The sequence below is a fragment of the Bradyrhizobium sp. CCBAU 21365 genome, from assembly GCF_015291305.1.
GTDB classification, from domain to species: domain Bacteria; phylum Pseudomonadota; class Alphaproteobacteria; order Rhizobiales; family Xanthobacteraceae; genus Bradyrhizobium; species Bradyrhizobium elkanii.
In genome coordinates, this window is record NZ_CP030036.1 from 3,683,285 (window position 1) to 3,697,935 (window position 14,651).

Consider the following 14,651-nt stretch of genomic DNA (forward strand, 5'->3'; position numbering starts at 1 on the left):
TTTTCCCCGCTGCGAACAGTCGCACGCGTATCAGCCGAATTAACTCACTACCCTTTCGTGTTAGTGCTAGCGTGGTACCCCCGGGCTCTGCCGGTGCAGCAGGGAGGGTTCCATGTCACGCTTCGTCGTTCATTTCATGAAGGACGTGCTCGGCGGCAATGGCCGCGAGCGCGAGGTCTGCCAGGGCGCGCTTGAGATCGACGCCTCGAGCGAGGGCCAGGCCACCGAGATGGCCAAGGTCAAGTTTTGCCAGGAACAATCGCTATGCGACTGGTCACTGCATGCCGACCGCATCCGGATCGAGGCGGCCGACTTGCACGTGACCTAGCACTTGTCGCCGATCACTCCGGCAGGATGCGAACCGCACCCTTGGCCGCGCTGCTGGCGAATGCCGCATAGGCCTTCAGCGCGGTCGAGACGGCGCGCTTGCGCGGCGCCGCCGGCTTCCAGGCCGCATTGCCCCTGGCTTCCATCGCCCCGCGGCGACGCTTCAATTCGGCATCGTCGACCGCGAGGTTGACCTTGCGGTTCGGGATGTCGAACTCGATGACGTCGCCTTCCTCGACGAGGCCGATCAGGCCGCCTTCGGCGGCTTCCGGCGAGACGTGGCCGATCGACAGGCCGGACGATCCGCCGGAGAAGCGGCCGTCGGTGATCAGCGCACAGGCCTTTCCGAGGCCTTTCGACTTCAGATAGCTGGTCGGGTACAGCATCTCCTGCATGCCCGGGCCGCCGCGCGGACCCTCATAGCGGATCAGCACGACGTCGCCGGCCTTCACCTTGTTGCCAAGGATGGCTTCGACCGATGCGTCCTGGCTTTCGAAGATGCGGGCAGGGCCGGAGAACTTCAAAATGCTCTCGTCGACGCCGGCGGTCTTCACGATGCAGCCGTCCTCGGCAAGGTTGCCGAACAGCACGGCGAGGCCGCCGTCCTTGGAATAGGCATGCGCGGCGTCGCGGATGCAGCCCTTGGCGCGGTCGAGATCGACCTCGTCGAAGCGGCGGTCCTGGCTGAAGGCTTCCTGGGTCGGCACGCCGCCCGGCGCGGCGCAATAGAAGTTGCGTACCTTGTCGCTTGATGTCCGCACCACGTCCCAGCGGTTCAGCGCATCCTCCAGTGTCGCGGCGTGCACGGTCGGCCCGTCGGTCGTGAGCAGCTTGGCGCGGTCGAGCTCGCCCAGGATCGCCATGATGCCGCCGGCGTGATGCACGTCCTCCATGTGGACGTCCTGCACCGAGGGCGCGACCTTGCAGAGCACCGGCACCTTGCGTGACAGGCGGTCGATATCGGTCATCGTGAACGGCACTTCGCCCTCGCGCGCGGCGGCGAGCAGATGCAGCACGGTGTTGGTCGAGCCGCCCATCGCAATGTCGAGCGTCATCGCGTTCTCGAACGACTTGAAGTTCGCGATGTTGCGCGGCAGCACCTTGGCGTCGTCCTGCTCATAGTAGCGGCGGGCGAGGTCGACGATCAGATGGCCGGCCTCGACGAACAGGCTCTTGCGGTCGGCGTGGGTCGCGAGCACCGAGCCGTTGCCGGGCAGCGCGAGGCCGAGTGCCTCGGTCAGGCAGTTCATCGAGTTCGCGGTGAACATGCCGGAGCAGGAGCCGCAGGTCGGGCAGGCCGAGCGCTCGATCACCGCGACGTCCTCGTCCGACACGTTGGAGTCGGCGGCCGCGACCATCGCGTCGATCAGGTCGACCGCGCGCTTCTTGCCCTTGAGCAGGATCTTGCCCGACTCCATCGGTCCGCCCGAGACGAACACGGTCGGGATGTTGAGCCGCAGCGTCGCCATCAGCATGCCGGGCGTGATCTTGTCGCAGTTGGAGATGCAGACCATCGCGTCCGCGCAATGCGCGTTGACCATGTATTCGACGCTGTCGGCGATCAGCTCGCGCGAGGGCAGGCTGTACAGCATGCCGTCATGACCCATCGCGATGCCGTCATCGACCGCAATGGTGTTGAACTCTTTTGCCACCCCGCCGGCCTTCTCGATCTCGCGCGCGACCAGCTGGCCGAGATTCTGCAGATGGACGTGGCCGGGCACGAACTGGGTGAAGGAATTGACCACCGCGATGATCGGCTTGCCGAAATCCTCGTTCTTCATGCCGGTGGCGCGCCAGAGGCCGCGTGCACCCGCCATGTTGCGGCCGTGGGTGGTGGTGCGGGAGCGATAGGCGGGCATCGTAAATCCTTCTCAAATCCTTGGGCCAAGGGCATTTTTTAGGGGAGTTGGCGCTCCTTATGCCTGCCCGTGGATGCGGATTCAAGCGCGGAACCGCATGGCTGAACCCCGCAATTCGGGCAATGTCGAGCGGTTGGCTTGATCTCGGTCGGCCCGGTGCATTAGCTGGTCGCACCGACGGCAAGAACGACGGGCAAGAACAACGAACAGGCGCAAAAAAGGGAGAGACGCGTGGCAAGGCTGCCTCTGATTGATCCGGACACGACGGGCGGCGACATCCGCGCCGCATTCGACCGCATGCCGGTCAAGCTCAACATCTTCCGCATGATGGCCCATGCCGAGGCCAATGCCATTCCGCTGATGCGGCTCGCCAATTCGATCCTGCACAAGCAGAAGCTGTCGGCGGTCAACCGCGAGCTCCTGATCCTGCAGGCCGCGCAGCTCGAGGGCGGCGCCTATGAATGGCGGCAACATGTGCCGATCGCGCTCGGTGTCGGCGTCACCCAGGCGCAGATCGATGCCGTCGAGCGCGGCAATTACGACGATGCGGCGCTGAACGCGTCCGAACGCGCGCTGCTCGGCTTCGGCCGCGAGGTGGTCGAGAAGGTGCGCGTCGGCGATGCCGCCTTCGCCGGCATGCGCGAGCATTTCAGCGATCAGGAGATCGTCGAGGCGATCGTCGCGCTCGGCTTCTACATGACGATGGCGCGGCTGACGGAGGCAACCGAGACCGATCTCGATCCGGCCGCCGGCATGGCGGTCTACGAGGGCGGCAGGAAGCGGGGTTGAATCGGATGCCGGAGACTTCGCAAGAGGCCAAGCAAGACACCAAGCCGGAACGCCATGTGCGTCCGCTGAGCGCGGAATCGTCCGGCACCGCGCCGGGCCGGGGACGCCTCAACGGCCGCCGCATCCTGGTGGTCGGCGGCGGCCAGCGCGTGTTCGATGCCGCGACCGATCCGATCGGCAACGGCCGCGCCATGAGCCTGCTGTTCGCGCGCGAGGGCGCGCATGTCGCGGTCGCCGACCTCAACCGTACCTCGGCCGAGGACACGGTTGCGCGTATTGCTGATGATGGCGGCCGCGCCTTCGCGATCGCCGCCGATGTCACTCAAGAGGCCGACGTCATCAGGATGATTGATGAAGCGCATCGCACGATGGGCGGGCTCGATGGCATGGTGCTGAACATCGGCACTTTCGGCAAGACCGGGCTCGACAATGTCAGCGCGGAGGAGTGGAACAGGATCTACGACGTCAATGTCCGCGGCCCGATGCTGTGCTGCCGCGCGGCCTTGCCGAAATTCGAAGACGGCGGCTCGATCGTCTTCATCTCCTCGATCGCGGCGCTGAAGGCGGGGTCGCAGATGGCGGTCTACGATTCCTCCAAGGCCGCGCTCGGCGGCCTGATGCGCAACATCGCTCACACGGGCGCGCGGCGCGGCATCCGCGCCAACCTGGTCTATCCCGGGCTGGTCGACACCCCGAACGGCCGCGAGGCTGGCGCGGGCCGGCCGTCGCGCGGCAAGGGGCATATCCCATTCGGCCGTCAGGCGACGGCGTGGGAGATCGCCTATGCCGTGCTGTTCTTCATGTCGGATGAAAGCGTCTATGTCACCGCGCAGACGCTCGCGGTGGATAGCGGGCTGAGCGGGATGTGACCGGCGCGCCTTAGCCTGCCGGTAGCTTCGACGAGGTGCCCTCCGAGAGCGGGCAGGTGAGCGTGGCCTCAAGCGTATCGAGGATGTTCTCGATCGTGAATGGTTGCCCCCAAAGACGGCTGCTCTTGGTGTTGCGCGACTCGACGGCGGCCTCGTGCGCCGACAGGATCGCGTTGGCGTAGATCGCGAAAATTGAAAGGCGCTGTTCCACGATCGGCGCCGGCAGGCGAAGCATCGTCTTCAGGTAGTTGAAGCACGCGACATAGCTCGCATTCCAACGGCCGTTGAGCGCGTCGCGCAACGCTTTCGGATCCGAGGCCTGCAGGTTCGTGGTGAAGCGGATATATCCGTGCCAGCGTTCGTCGTCGCCGAGTTCGATGACGGGCATGACCAGCACCAGCAGCACCTCCCGGATGCTTTTGGGGCCCCCGCGCGCCTCGATCTCGTCCAGCATCTCGCGTCGACGCCCGTCGAGCACGGTGGCGCCGTCGACCACCATCTGGCGGATCAATTCCTCCTTGGAGCCGAAATGGTAGTGCAGGGCCGCGTTGTTGCGTTGCCCCCCGGCATCGACGATCTGCTGCACCGTCACGGCATCGACGCCATGACGGGCAAACAGCATTTGCGCGGCCGCCTTGATCTGGTTCCGCGTTTCTTCCGAACTCGCGCGCGTGGTTCTTCGCCTGCTTGACATGCGAACTGATCCTGACCTAATTTAAGTGAAATCACTTAATTTGACTACAGGGCGGAGACAAACCATGCGGGTGCTCATTGCGGGCGGCGGTATCGGCGGATTGACTACTGCGATTGCGCTGCGTCATCAAGGCGTTGACGTGCTTGTGCTGGAGCAGGCCAAGGAGCTGAGCGAGATCGGGGCCGGCATCCAGATCGCCGCGAACGCAGCGATCGTACTGCGCGAGCTCGGGCTCGAGACCGCGATCCGCAGCGTCGGCGTCAAGCCGCAGTCTTATGACTATCGCGACCTGCGCTCCGGCAAGATGCTGTACCAGGCCCCGCTGGGTGACGAGGCCGCCAGGCGCTACGGGGCGCCGATGTACAATATCCACCGCGCGGATTTGGTGCAAATTCTGTCCGATGCGGTGCCGGCGGAATCCAAGCGGCTCGGCGCCCGCTGCGTGGCGGTGTCACAGGACGCCCGCGGCGTCGAGGCAAAGCTTGCGAATGGCGAGACCGTGCGCGGCGATCTGCTGGTCGGCTGCGACGGCATCCATTCGGTGGTACGCCAGCATTTGCGGGGTCAGGAGCAGAAGCACTTTGCCAACATCTTGATGTGGCGTTCGCTAATTCCAGCAGAGCGTCTCGAAGGGCTCAATCTGGAGGAGCGCGGCAATTACTGGTTCGGCCCCGGCCGAACCTTGATCACCTATTGGGTGCGGCCGAAAAATCTCTACAGCATCCTCGCCTCGGTACCCGCACAAGAGGTGACTCGCGAATCCTGGGACGAGAGCGGCGACATTTCCGAGATGCTGCGCTCCTTCGAGGACGCCGAGCCGCGCGCACGCAAGATGCTCGAGCAGTGCCAGAGCGCCTTCATCACCGGCATGTATTATCGCGATCCGATCGACAGCTGGAGCTCCGGCCGCATCACTCTGCTTGGCGATGCAGCCCATCCGATGGTGCCGTTTCTTGCCGCGGGCGCTGGCCAGAGCATCGAGGATGCCTGGACCCTCGCGCGGGTGCTGTCGCGTCGCCAGGACGACGTGCCGGGCGCCCTTAAGGAGTATGAGCAGCGGCGGCTGCCGCGCACCACGCGCATCCAGGCCGGCGCACGCGCCGTGGTCAAGCTGATGCATGAGACCGAGGCCAACCGCATACGCGATCGCAACGGCCGCTGGAAGGGCATGGCGCGCATCGATCCGTTCGCCGAGACCAGCTGGGGTCTCGCGTGGGATTATGATGTCGTGAAAGCCACGGAGGGGGCGCCCGGCGAGGTGCTCAATGTCACGGGCTTGCGTGAAGGCAAATGCTTGCGCCGTCCCGAGAGCCAGCGCGCCTTCGATCTCTGGAAATTCGCCTTTCGTCCTGAAGATGTAGCGCGCGGACATGACGGATTGCGCGAGGCCTATGACCGCTTCCTCACGACGAACTTTCCGTTGCCCGCGGGCACCATCGCGGTGGAGGACGAACTGGGTGACGTCAAGGCCTGGCGTGTTGCGGCACCGAATGCGCCACGCGGCAATGTCGTGCTGCATTTCCACGGCGGGGGCTATTTGATCGGTTCCGCCAAGGGCTCGCTGGAATATGCAAGCCGTCTTGCCGCGGCGGTAGATGGTGTCTGTTACACGGTGGACTACCGGCTCGCGCCGGAGCATCCCTATCCCGCCGCGATCGACGATGCGGTGGCGGCCTATCGCGCATTGCTGGCGCGCGGCGTCGCTGCAAGCTCGATATTGGTCTCCGGCGAGTCGGCAGGCGGCGGCATGGCCGTTGCGCTGGTCTTGGCGCTCCGAAACGCGGGCGATCCGTTGCCGGCGGCGATCCTCTCGGTGGCGCCATTCGCCGACCTGACCCTGTCAGGCCCGACGATTCGAGCTTTCAACGGCGACGATCCCGCGGCCAACCGCGACCTGCTCACCTTCATGGGCGCGTCGTATTTCCAGGCCCACGAGCCGACCGATCCGCTGGTGTCGCCGCTGTTCGGCGATCTGACCGGGCTGCCGCCGCTGTTCGTCACCGCAAGCCAAGGCGAGGTGCTGCTCAGCGATGCTACGCGGTTGGCCGAGCGCGCCGAGAGGGCCGGTCTCGATGTGACGTTGCGGATCGTCGAGGATTCCGTCCACGTCTATCCGATCTTCCCGTTCCTCCCGGAAACGCAGACGACGATGCAGGAGCTCGCCGTCTGGGCCCGGCGCAACCTGCGTCGCAACGACATGAAGTCGGCGGCCGCCGAATAATTCGCGCCGTCACACAAAAAAGCGCGCCGAAGCCGCGTCAGTACGGGGAGGTTGCCATGAGGATTCGGAATTCGATTGCGTGGCCGGTTGCCGCAATGCTGGCCGCAGCATGCGCTGGTGCATCGGCGGAGACGACGGGGGTTTCGGACGGCACCGTCAAGATCGGCGTTCTCACCGACATGGGCGGCGTGTTTTCCGACCTCGCGGGTGCGGGTGCAGTTGCGGCCGCGCAGATGGCGATCGACGATTTCGTCGATCAGGAGAAGCCGCCGTTCAAAGTGGAGCTGATCTCCGCGGATCACCAGAACAAGCCGGATGTCGCCACCGGCATCGCGCGGCAATGGTACGATACCGGCGGCGTCGACCTGATCACCGACGTCATCAATTCCGGCGTCGCGCTGGCGGTGTCGAGCGTCGCGGAAACCAAAAACCGCATGCTGATCGTCACCGGCTCCGGCTCAATGCGGCTCACCAATGAACAGTGTTCGCCCAACACGATCAGCTATACTTGGGACACCTATTCGTTCACCAACGGTCAGGCGCGGTTGGTGAAGTCGCTGGGCCTGGGGACCTGGTATTTCGTCGCCGTCGACTACGCGCTCGGGAAATCCCTGGTGGCGGAAGCTTCCGACGCCATCACGCGCTCCGGCGGCACGGTGGTCGGCACGGTCTATCACCCGATCAGCACCACTGACCTGTCGTCCTTCCTGCTGCAGGCGCAAGCCTCGAAAGCCAAGGTGATCGGATTCGCCAACGCCGGCGCCGATCTCCTGAACTCCATCACGGCTGCGAGGGATTTCAACATCACGCCGGGCCAGACCATCGTGCCGTTGGTCGGTACGATCACCGAGGTCAATGCGCTGGGCGCTGCGGCGACCCAGGGAATGCTGCTGGTCGAACCATTCTATTGGGACCTCGACGACCGCTCGCGGCAATGGAGCCGGCGCTTCTTTGCCAAGGTCGGGAAGATGCCAAACTTCGTGCAGGCCGGTGCCTATTCCGCCGTGACCAATTACCTGAAGGCCGTACAGGCGGTTAAAACCGACGACGCGGCAGCTGTGATGCAGCGACTCAAGTCGATGCCGATCGACGATATGTTCGCGCGCAACGGCAGGATCCGCGCGGACGGCCGCATGGTGCACGACATGTATCTCGTCCAGGTGAAGGCGCCGGCCGACGTCAAGCAGAAATGGGACTATTATACGGTGAAGGAGACCATCCCGGCGGCTGAAGCCTTTCAGCCATTGTCCACGTCCAAGTGTCGGCTGGTGAATCAATAAGAGTACCGCCACTATTCAGCGGCGAGACTGGTCGCTATCGGACCTCCCACCTTGGGACGCGTCCTCGCCGCGCGCCGGTTCTTCTTGCTGAAGCGACTGCCGGCCAGCAGCGCCGCGGCCGCGCGCAGCTGCTCGCGCAGCCATTGATTGGTGGTGTCGTCCTCGGCGGTGGCGTGCCAGTAGAGATAATTGACGTGCGGGCTGATCGGGAACGGGCAGGGGAAGCACTGCAGCAGCCCGGGGTCTTCCAGCACGGAGGCGGCGCTCTCCGAGGCGGTCAGCAGCATGTTGCTGCGGCTCACGACGTGGCAGGCGGTTGCGAAATTCTGGCAGGTCAGGCGAACAGTGCGGGTCAGGCCGAGGCGCTGGAGCTGAAAATCCTCGAACGACAGGCCGCTGCGCCGCGACGTCACGCAGACATGCTCCATGCGCAAATAAGCCTTCTTGTCGAGCCGGCTGCCGAGCTCGGGATGGCCGCGCCGCGCGAACACCGCGATATGCTCGGTCAGGATCTGCTCGCGCCGCACCTCCGCCGACAGCGGCAACAGCGTATCGATCGCGACGTCGAGGGTACCGGCGGCAAGCTCGCGCTCCAGATTGTTGCGCTCGCTGCGCACGGTGGCGATCTCCACCAGCGGCGCCACCGTGCTGATCCTATTGACCAGCGCGCTCAGCATCGGCGCCTCGAGATTGTTGCGCAGCCCGATCACGAACCGCTTCGGAGTCTGCGCCGGATCGAACCGATGGGTGTGGGTCAGCGTCGTCTCGAGGCCGTTGAGCGCCTGGCGCACCGTGGTGATGATCTGCCGGGCCAGCGGGGTCGGCGTCATCACGTGGTTGCGGCGCACGAACAGCGGATCGTTGAACATCGCGCGCAGCCGGCTCAGCGCATGGCTGACCGCGGGCTGGGTCAGGTTGAGGCGGAAGCAGGCGCGGCTGACGCCGCCCTCGGAATAGATCGCGTCGAACACGACGAACAGGTTCAGATCGACGTCGCGTACATGCATGGAAATGATCAATCCGTATCCGTCGAATGCATTTGACGAATACTAATCGGCACTCTTAAAGTCTCAAGCAAAATAATACCTGGAGGAAACGATGAGCGTGCAATCGCCATCGCGCGGCGTTGCTGTCCCTGCGGCATCATCTCGCCTGGGCGCAATGTTTGCAAAGCCGAGCCAGGAGCAGATCGTGCTCCTGATCACCATCGCGCTCCTGATCGTGTTCGGCCTGACGCTGAACGGCTTTGCCACCGTCTCCAATCTCCTGAATCTGTTGCGGAGTATTTCCATCCTCGGCGTGCTCGGCCTCGGCATGGGGCTGATCGTGATCAGCCGCGGCATCGACCTCTCCGAGGTCGCGATCATGGCGGGTTCCTGGGCGATCGCGCTGATCTACATGCAGAACGGCATGCCCGTTTTTACGGCAGTGCTGCTGGCGCTGGCGATCGCGGTGCTGATCGGCGTCGTCAACGGCGTGATGGTCGCTTTCGTCGAGGCGCCGGCGCTGTTCGTGACGCTGGCTGCCGGCTTCGTGATCTATGGCCTCGCCTTCTGGATCGCGCCGGCCTGGGTGGTCTATGCGCCGAAGGATGCGCCGGGCCTGATGTATCTCGGCGCCGGACGGCTGTTCGGCATCCCGGTTCCGATCCTGGTGTTCGCGGCCTGTGCAATCGCGATGCATTTGTTCCTGTCGCGCACCTCGATCGGCCGCTTCATCTATTCGCAGGGCGACAATCCGGAGGCCGCGCGGCTGACCGGCGTCGCGCTGCGGCCGCTGATCGTGCTCGAGCACGTGCTGGTTGCAGTGCTCGCCTGGATTGCGGGCCTGGTCTGGGTCGGCACCACGGGCAGCATGCAGATGGCGATCACCCAGGGCACCATGATCTTCGATGTCGTGCTCGTCGTCGTGATCGGCGGCATCAGCCTGATCGGCGGCCGCGGCAGTGTGTTCAGCGTCGTGGTCGGCTGCATCCTGATCGGCACGCTGCTCAACGCCTTCACCATCATGGACGTCAACAGCGAGGTGCAGAACATCATCAAGGGCGTGGTGCTGCTGGCCGCCATCGTGCTCGACAACTGGCTGCACCCCCGCGACGAGGAGACCGCGCGACAAGGGGATTGAAACAGGGCGACTGAGCGAACGCGGGCACCTCGGTCATTGGCCCAATCAACAAAAAGAATCCCAAATCAATCAAAAGAATTTTGTGTGGAGGAGACGATGAAGACGACCAAGTTCTGGACGATCCTGCTTGCCGGGGTGACGCTTGCCGCGATGCCGTTTGCGGCATCGGCGCAGGAGGAAGGTACCAAGGCCGGGCGCGAGCTGCGCGCGGCGTACGACAAGTCGCTGCAGGGCAAGACCGTCGCCTATCTGCCGATCGCGCTCGGCGTGCCGCTCTCCGACGAGTGGGGCCGCGTGGTGCAGGAAGAGGCCGAGTGGCGCGGCATGAAATACATCGTGCGCGATCCCAACAACAATCCATCCGCCATGCAACAGGCGCTGACCGCACTGGTCGATCAGAAGCCTGACGTCCTGATCGTGCAGAATCCGAGCGTGACGCTGCTGATGAAGGATCTGAAACGCGCCGAGGCCCAGGGCACGCACGTGATTCAGGTCAACATGGCCTCGAACTACAAATCCGGCGCCTTCGTCGGCGTCGACTGGCGCGAGATCGGCAGGATGCTGGCGAACGAAGCCGTCAAGGCTTGCGGCACCGGCTCCGGAAAATCCGGCAAGGTGCAGATCGTGCAGGGCGAATTGACCGCGGCCGCCAGCGTCGACCAGGTCGGTGCCATCATGGAGGTCCTGAACAAGGATCCCAACATCAAGGTGGTGTCGAACCAGGCCGCGAACTGGGATGCCAACACTGCGCTCAACATTACCGCGACCGTGATCCAGCAGCATCCCGATCTCTGCGCGTCGATCGGCTTCTGGGGCATCATGGAGTCGGGCGCCGCGCAGGCGATCCGCAATGCCGGCAAGATCGACGATGTGAAGGTGTTCGCCTCGGGCGAGGGCTCGCAGCTCGATTGCGACCAGGTCAACTCCGGGAATTTCAGCAAATTCCTCAGCTACAAGGCGACCGAGCAGGGTCACGATCTGATGTTCGCAGCCGAGACGCTGCTGATGTCCGGCGACAAGCCCGGCACCAAAAACCTGTCCTATTACACGCGGCCAATCTGGATCGATAAGACCAACGCCTCGCTCGGCGGCACCTGCTTCGCGCTACCCAAGAAAAACTAACAAGGCGCGAGACAGCCGGCGCGGGGGGCATTCCCGCGCCGGCTGTATCACGGGTCAGAATCCGGAAACGTTGAAACCGGATCATGGAGTGCTTTGGCGATGTCGATGGCCGTTGATTCCTTTGCCGCATCGGTGCGGCGGTTTTCACCCCGGCTCCTGCTGTCGGAGCTGCTGCTGAAACAGTGGTTCGAGCCGGTGGTTCCCTTCACCGTGATGATCGGGCTGTGGGCCTATTTCGCGCTCACCATTCCCGACTACGCCTCGGTGCAGAACTCGGTGTCGCTGCTGCGGCTGTTCGCCGAATTCGGCTTCGTCGCGCTCGCGATGGGTTTCTGCCTGGTCACCGGCGGCATCGACCTGTCGGTCGGCGCGATCTTCGCGCTGTGCAATTTCGCGGCGCTGTATTTCCTCCTGGTGCGCGAATGGCCGGTCGGCCTCGCCGTGCCGGCGACGCTTCTGGTCGGCGCGCTGCTCGGCAGCATCAACGGCTTCTTGATCGGCTTCCTGAAGACGCGGCCGTTCCTGACCACGCTGGTGACGCTGATCATCCTGCGCGCCTCGGTCAACCTGCTCAACACCAGCTACGCCCAGGTGTTCGCGACCAACTCGGTCGAGAGCGACGCCTGGGATTTCATCGGCGGCGGCAGCGTGCTCGGCATTCCCGTCAATGCGGCGACGCTGTTCGTGGTGCTGTTGATCTGCCACATCTTCCTGTCGCGCTCGCGCTATGGCTGGCATCTCACCGCGATCGGCGCCAGCCGCAAGGCGGCGCGCCACGCCGGCATCCGCGTCCGGATGATGCTGTTCATGACCTATGTGCTGTCGGGCACGCTGTGCGCGGCGAGCGGCATCTTCTACGCCGCGCGGCAAGCCTCGACGGATTCCACCACCGGCGTGGGGTGGGAATTCCAGGCGCTCACCGCCGTCGTGCTCGGCGGCGTGTCGCTCGCCGGCGGCAAGGGCACGGTATGGCGGGCGATGATCGGCGCGCTGATCATCTTCCTCCTGATCAACGGCCTCGTGCGGATGGGCATCCCGGGCTACGTCACCTCGGCAGTGACGGGCATGATCCTGCTCGCCGCCGTCGGCATCGACGTCAAATGGTCGAAGAACCGCGGCAAGGCGATCCAGAAGATCTACGTCAATCCGGCCTTCGTGCCGCTCGCCTCGGCGCCCGCGGTGCAGCCGGGCGCGGCTTCGCCCTATGCGCAGAACGACCGGCTGATCAATGCGCAGGCGATCGGCGTCGATCAGGTCGAGGGGCCCGAGGACGTCATCCTCGACCGCCAGGGCCGGCTCTACGGCTCGACCCGCGACGGCAATGTGATCCGTTTCTCCGGGGCGAACTTCGAGACGCGCGAGGTGTTCGCCCATATCGGCGGCCGGCCGCTCGGCATGCAGTTCGATCGCGACGAGAATCTGATCGTCGCGGTCGCCGGCATGGGCGTCTACGGCGTCGCGCCCGATGGCCGCATCTTCAAGGTCACCGACGAGACCAACCGCACCTGGTACAAGCTGAACGACGATTCCCGCCTGCGCATGGCCGACGACCTCGACATCGCGCCCGACGGCAAGATCTATTTCAGCGACTGCACCACGCGCTACGAGATGACCACCAACACCCTCGACATCCTCGAGGGCCGGCCGAACGGCCGTGTGGTCTGCTACGACCCGGCGACCAGGACCACGCGCACGGTGATCAACCACTTCTATTTCCCGAACGGGATCTGCGTCTCGCATGACGGCAAATCGATCCTGATCGCGTCGACCTCGCTGTGCAAGGTGTTCCGCCACTGGATCGACGGGCCGAACAAGGGCAAGACCGAAGTGCTGATGGACGAACTGCCGGGCAATCCGGACAACATCAACCGCGCCTCCGACGGCACCTACTGGCTGGCGCTGGTTGGCATCCGCACGCCGACATTCGACCTTGCCGCGCGAAAACCCGGCTTCCGCCTGCGCATGGTGAAGCAGGTGCCGACCGACGAGTGGCTGGCGCCGGCGCTCAACCATGGCTGCGTGCTGAAGTTCAACGAGCAGGGCGAGGCGCTGGAATCCTGGTGGGACCCGACCGGCATCTCGCATTCGACCCTGACCTCGATGCGGGAGCACAAGGGCTATCTCTATCTCGGCGGACTCGAGAACAACCGGATCGGCCGCATCAGGCTCGAGGGCGTCGACGACAGCTGGACCGGCTACGATGCCTATTGGGGCGCAAAGAGCAGGGTGACGACGTAATGGGATTTTTCGATCATCTGCTGCGCGACATCCGCAGCGTCATCGACCGCGACGGCGGCCAGAACGCGATCCCGCCGCTCGACGGCGCGCTGAGCCCGAACGACCGGCTCGACACCGCCACCCCGATCGGCGAGCCGCTGCCCGGCATCGACGACGTGATCGCCGCCGGCGACGGTGCGGTCTATGTTTCCGCAGGGCGCCGGGTGCTGAAGCTCGGCGGCAATGACTTGTCGGCACGTACGGTCGTTGCCGAGTTCGAGGATGATGCCGGCGGGCTCGCGCTGCATCCGGACGGCCGCCTCCTGGTCTGCGTCGCGGGCAGGGGGCTTGCCGCGATCGATCCGGCCAAGCCCGATCCGCGCTGGCTGAATGCTGCCGGCGGCAGCGCGCTCACGGGGCTGTTGTCGGTGACGGCGGCGCCCGATGGCAGCATCTATGCCGTCGAAGGCAGCGCCGGCCGACGCCCGGACGAATGGCGGCACGACCTGATGGAGAAGCGCGCCAATGGTCGGCTCATCAACTGCGGCGCCGGCCTCGACAATCCGCAGGTGCTGCTGCGCGATCTGCCCTATCCCTATGGCGTCAGTGTTTCGGCCGACGGCAACAGCCTGTGGCTCACCGAAAGCTGGGCGCATCGCCTCAGCCGGTTCGCGCTCGGCGGCAACGGGCTTGGTCCGCGCGAGACCGTCGCCGCCAACATGCCGGGCTATCCGGCGCGGCTGCATCCGGACGGCCACGGCGGCATGCTGCTCGCCATCTTCGCCCGCCGCACCCATCTGATCGAGTTCGTGCTCAAGGAAGACGATTTCCGCGAGGAGATGATGGCGACGATGCCGCCGGATTACTGGGTCGCGCCGGCGCTCGCCGGCGGCAGCGATTGCCTGGAGCCGATGCAGATCGGCAGCGTCAAGGCGCTCGGCATCCAGAAGCCATGGGCGCCGCCGCGCTCCTATGGTCTGCTGGTGCATCTCGATGCCGAGGGCGATGCGACCGACAGCCTGCACAGCCGCGCCGGCGGCCGCTTCCACGGCATCACCGCTGCCTGCGCGACGCCGTCGGGCGTCGTGATCGCCGCGCGCGGCGCCGGACGCCTGCTGCGCACTACGGGAGAGCTGCGATGAATGACGG

General features: G+C 64.9%; 12 protein-coding genes. 9 read left to right on the forward strand and 3 right to left on the reverse strand.

The window, feature by feature from the left end; all coding sequences use genetic code 11:
- The first annotated feature begins 112 nt into the window (after positions 1–112).
- On the forward strand, positions 113–328 hold the full coding sequence (locus XI02_RS16735) for a hypothetical protein (protein ID WP_016840216.1): 216 nt from the start codon (positions 113–115) through the stop codon (positions 326–328).
- Between the two features lie 13 nt (positions 329–341).
- Here XI02_RS16735 and ilvD read toward each other — a convergent pair whose 3' ends face one another.
- A complete protein-coding gene (ilvD, locus tag XI02_RS16740) occupies positions 342–2,186 on the reverse strand; it encodes a dihydroxy-acid dehydratase (RefSeq protein ID WP_018270771.1) in 1,845 nt (614 codons plus the stop codon).
- A 231-nt stretch (positions 2,187–2,417) separates the two neighbouring features.
- Between ilvD and XI02_RS16745 the strand changes: the two genes are divergently transcribed.
- Positions 2,418–2,975 carry a carboxymuconolactone decarboxylase family protein gene (locus XI02_RS16745; RefSeq protein ID WP_018270772.1) on the forward strand — a complete coding sequence of 186 codons (558 nt, stop codon included), beginning with the start codon at positions 2,418–2,420 and terminating at the stop codon, positions 2,973–2,975.
- Between the two features lie 5 nt (positions 2,976–2,980).
- Positions 2,981–3,844 carry an SDR family NAD(P)-dependent oxidoreductase gene (locus XI02_RS16750; protein WP_018270773.1) on the forward strand — a complete coding sequence of 288 codons (864 nt, stop codon included), beginning with the start codon at positions 2,981–2,983 and terminating at the stop codon, positions 3,842–3,844.
- A 10-nt stretch (positions 3,845–3,854) separates the two neighbouring features.
- Here XI02_RS16750 and XI02_RS16755 read toward each other — a convergent pair whose 3' ends face one another.
- The gene (locus tag XI02_RS16755) at positions 3,855–4,436 is read right to left on the reverse strand and encodes a TetR/AcrR family transcriptional regulator (RefSeq protein ID WP_244620854.1); all 582 of its coding nucleotides are present in this window, start codon (positions 4,434–4,436) and stop codon (positions 3,855–3,857) included.
- A gap of 166 nt (positions 4,437–4,602) precedes the next feature.
- On the opposite strand from XI02_RS16755, the gene XI02_RS16760 reads away from it, so the two are divergent.
- Positions 4,603–6,759, forward strand: coding sequence for an alpha/beta hydrolase fold domain-containing protein (locus XI02_RS16760; protein ID WP_016840229.1), 2,157 nt, complete (start codon positions 4,603–4,605; stop codon positions 6,757–6,759).
- A 56-nt stretch (positions 6,760–6,815) separates the two neighbouring features.
- On the forward strand, positions 6,816–8,039 hold the full coding sequence (locus XI02_RS16765; protein WP_026192550.1) for an ABC transporter substrate-binding protein: 1,224 nt from the start codon (positions 6,816–6,818) through the stop codon (positions 8,037–8,039).
- Positions 8,040–8,050: 11 nt separating this feature from the next.
- Here XI02_RS16765 and XI02_RS16770 read toward each other — a convergent pair whose 3' ends face one another.
- Positions 8,051–9,058, reverse strand: a complete 1,008-nt coding sequence (locus XI02_RS16770) for a LysR family transcriptional regulator (RefSeq protein ID WP_197971317.1) — start codon at positions 9,056–9,058, stop codon at positions 8,051–8,053.
- A gap of 79 nt (positions 9,059–9,137) precedes the next feature.
- Here XI02_RS16770 and XI02_RS16775 point away from each other — a divergent pair, with 79 nt between their 5' ends.
- From XI02_RS16775 to XI02_RS16790, 4 genes are all read left to right on the forward strand, one after another.
- On the forward strand, positions 9,138–10,163 hold the full coding sequence (locus XI02_RS16775; protein WP_240537078.1) for an ABC transporter permease: 1,026 nt from the start codon (positions 9,138–9,140) through the stop codon (positions 10,161–10,163).
- Positions 10,164–10,259: 96 nt separating this feature from the next.
- Positions 10,260–11,285, forward strand: a complete 1,026-nt coding sequence (locus XI02_RS16780) for a sugar ABC transporter substrate-binding protein (RefSeq protein WP_026192551.1) — start codon at positions 10,260–10,262, stop codon at positions 11,283–11,285.
- Between the two features lie 99 nt (positions 11,286–11,384).
- Entirely contained in the window at positions 11,385–13,523 is a 2,139-nt protein-coding gene (locus XI02_RS16785) for an SMP-30/gluconolactonase/LRE family protein (RefSeq protein ID WP_018270777.1), read from the forward strand.
- A complete protein-coding gene (locus tag XI02_RS16790) occupies positions 13,523–14,644 on the forward strand; it encodes an SMP-30/gluconolactonase/LRE family protein (RefSeq protein ID WP_129964930.1) in 1,122 nt (373 codons plus the stop codon). The genes XI02_RS16785 and XI02_RS16790 overlap by 1 nt, the downstream gene beginning before the upstream one ends.
- Positions 14,645–14,651 lie beyond the last annotated feature (7 nt).

Bases quoted from the DNA above. Each gene is read 5' to 3' on its own strand.
- XI02_RS16735 (WP_016840216.1), top strand. From the start codon at position 113: ATGTCACGCTTCGTCGTTCATTTCATGAAGGACGTGCTCGGCGGCAAT.
- ilvD (WP_018270771.1), bottom strand. From the start codon at position 2,186: ATGCCCGCCTATCGCTCCCGCACCACCACCCACGGCCGCAACATGGCG.
- XI02_RS16750 (WP_018270773.1), top strand. From the start codon at position 2,981: ATGCCGGAGACTTCGCAAGAGGCCAAGCAAGACACCAAGCCGGAACGC.
- XI02_RS16760 (WP_016840229.1), top strand. From the start codon at position 4,603: ATGCGGGTGCTCATTGCGGGCGGCGGTATCGGCGGATTGACTACTGCG.
- XI02_RS16765 (WP_026192550.1), top strand. From the start codon at position 6,816: ATGAGGATTCGGAATTCGATTGCGTGGCCGGTTGCCGCAATGCTGGCC.
- XI02_RS16775 (WP_240537078.1), top strand. From the start codon at position 9,138: ATGAGCGTGCAATCGCCATCGCGCGGCGTTGCTGTCCCTGCGGCATCA.
- XI02_RS16780 (WP_026192551.1), top strand. From the start codon at position 10,260: ATGAAGACGACCAAGTTCTGGACGATCCTGCTTGCCGGGGTGACGCTT.
- XI02_RS16785 (WP_018270777.1), top strand. From the start codon at position 11,385: ATGTCGATGGCCGTTGATTCCTTTGCCGCATCGGTGCGGCGGTTTTCA.
- XI02_RS16790 (WP_129964930.1), top strand. From the start codon at position 13,523: ATGGGATTTTTCGATCATCTGCTGCGCGACATCCGCAGCGTCATCGAC.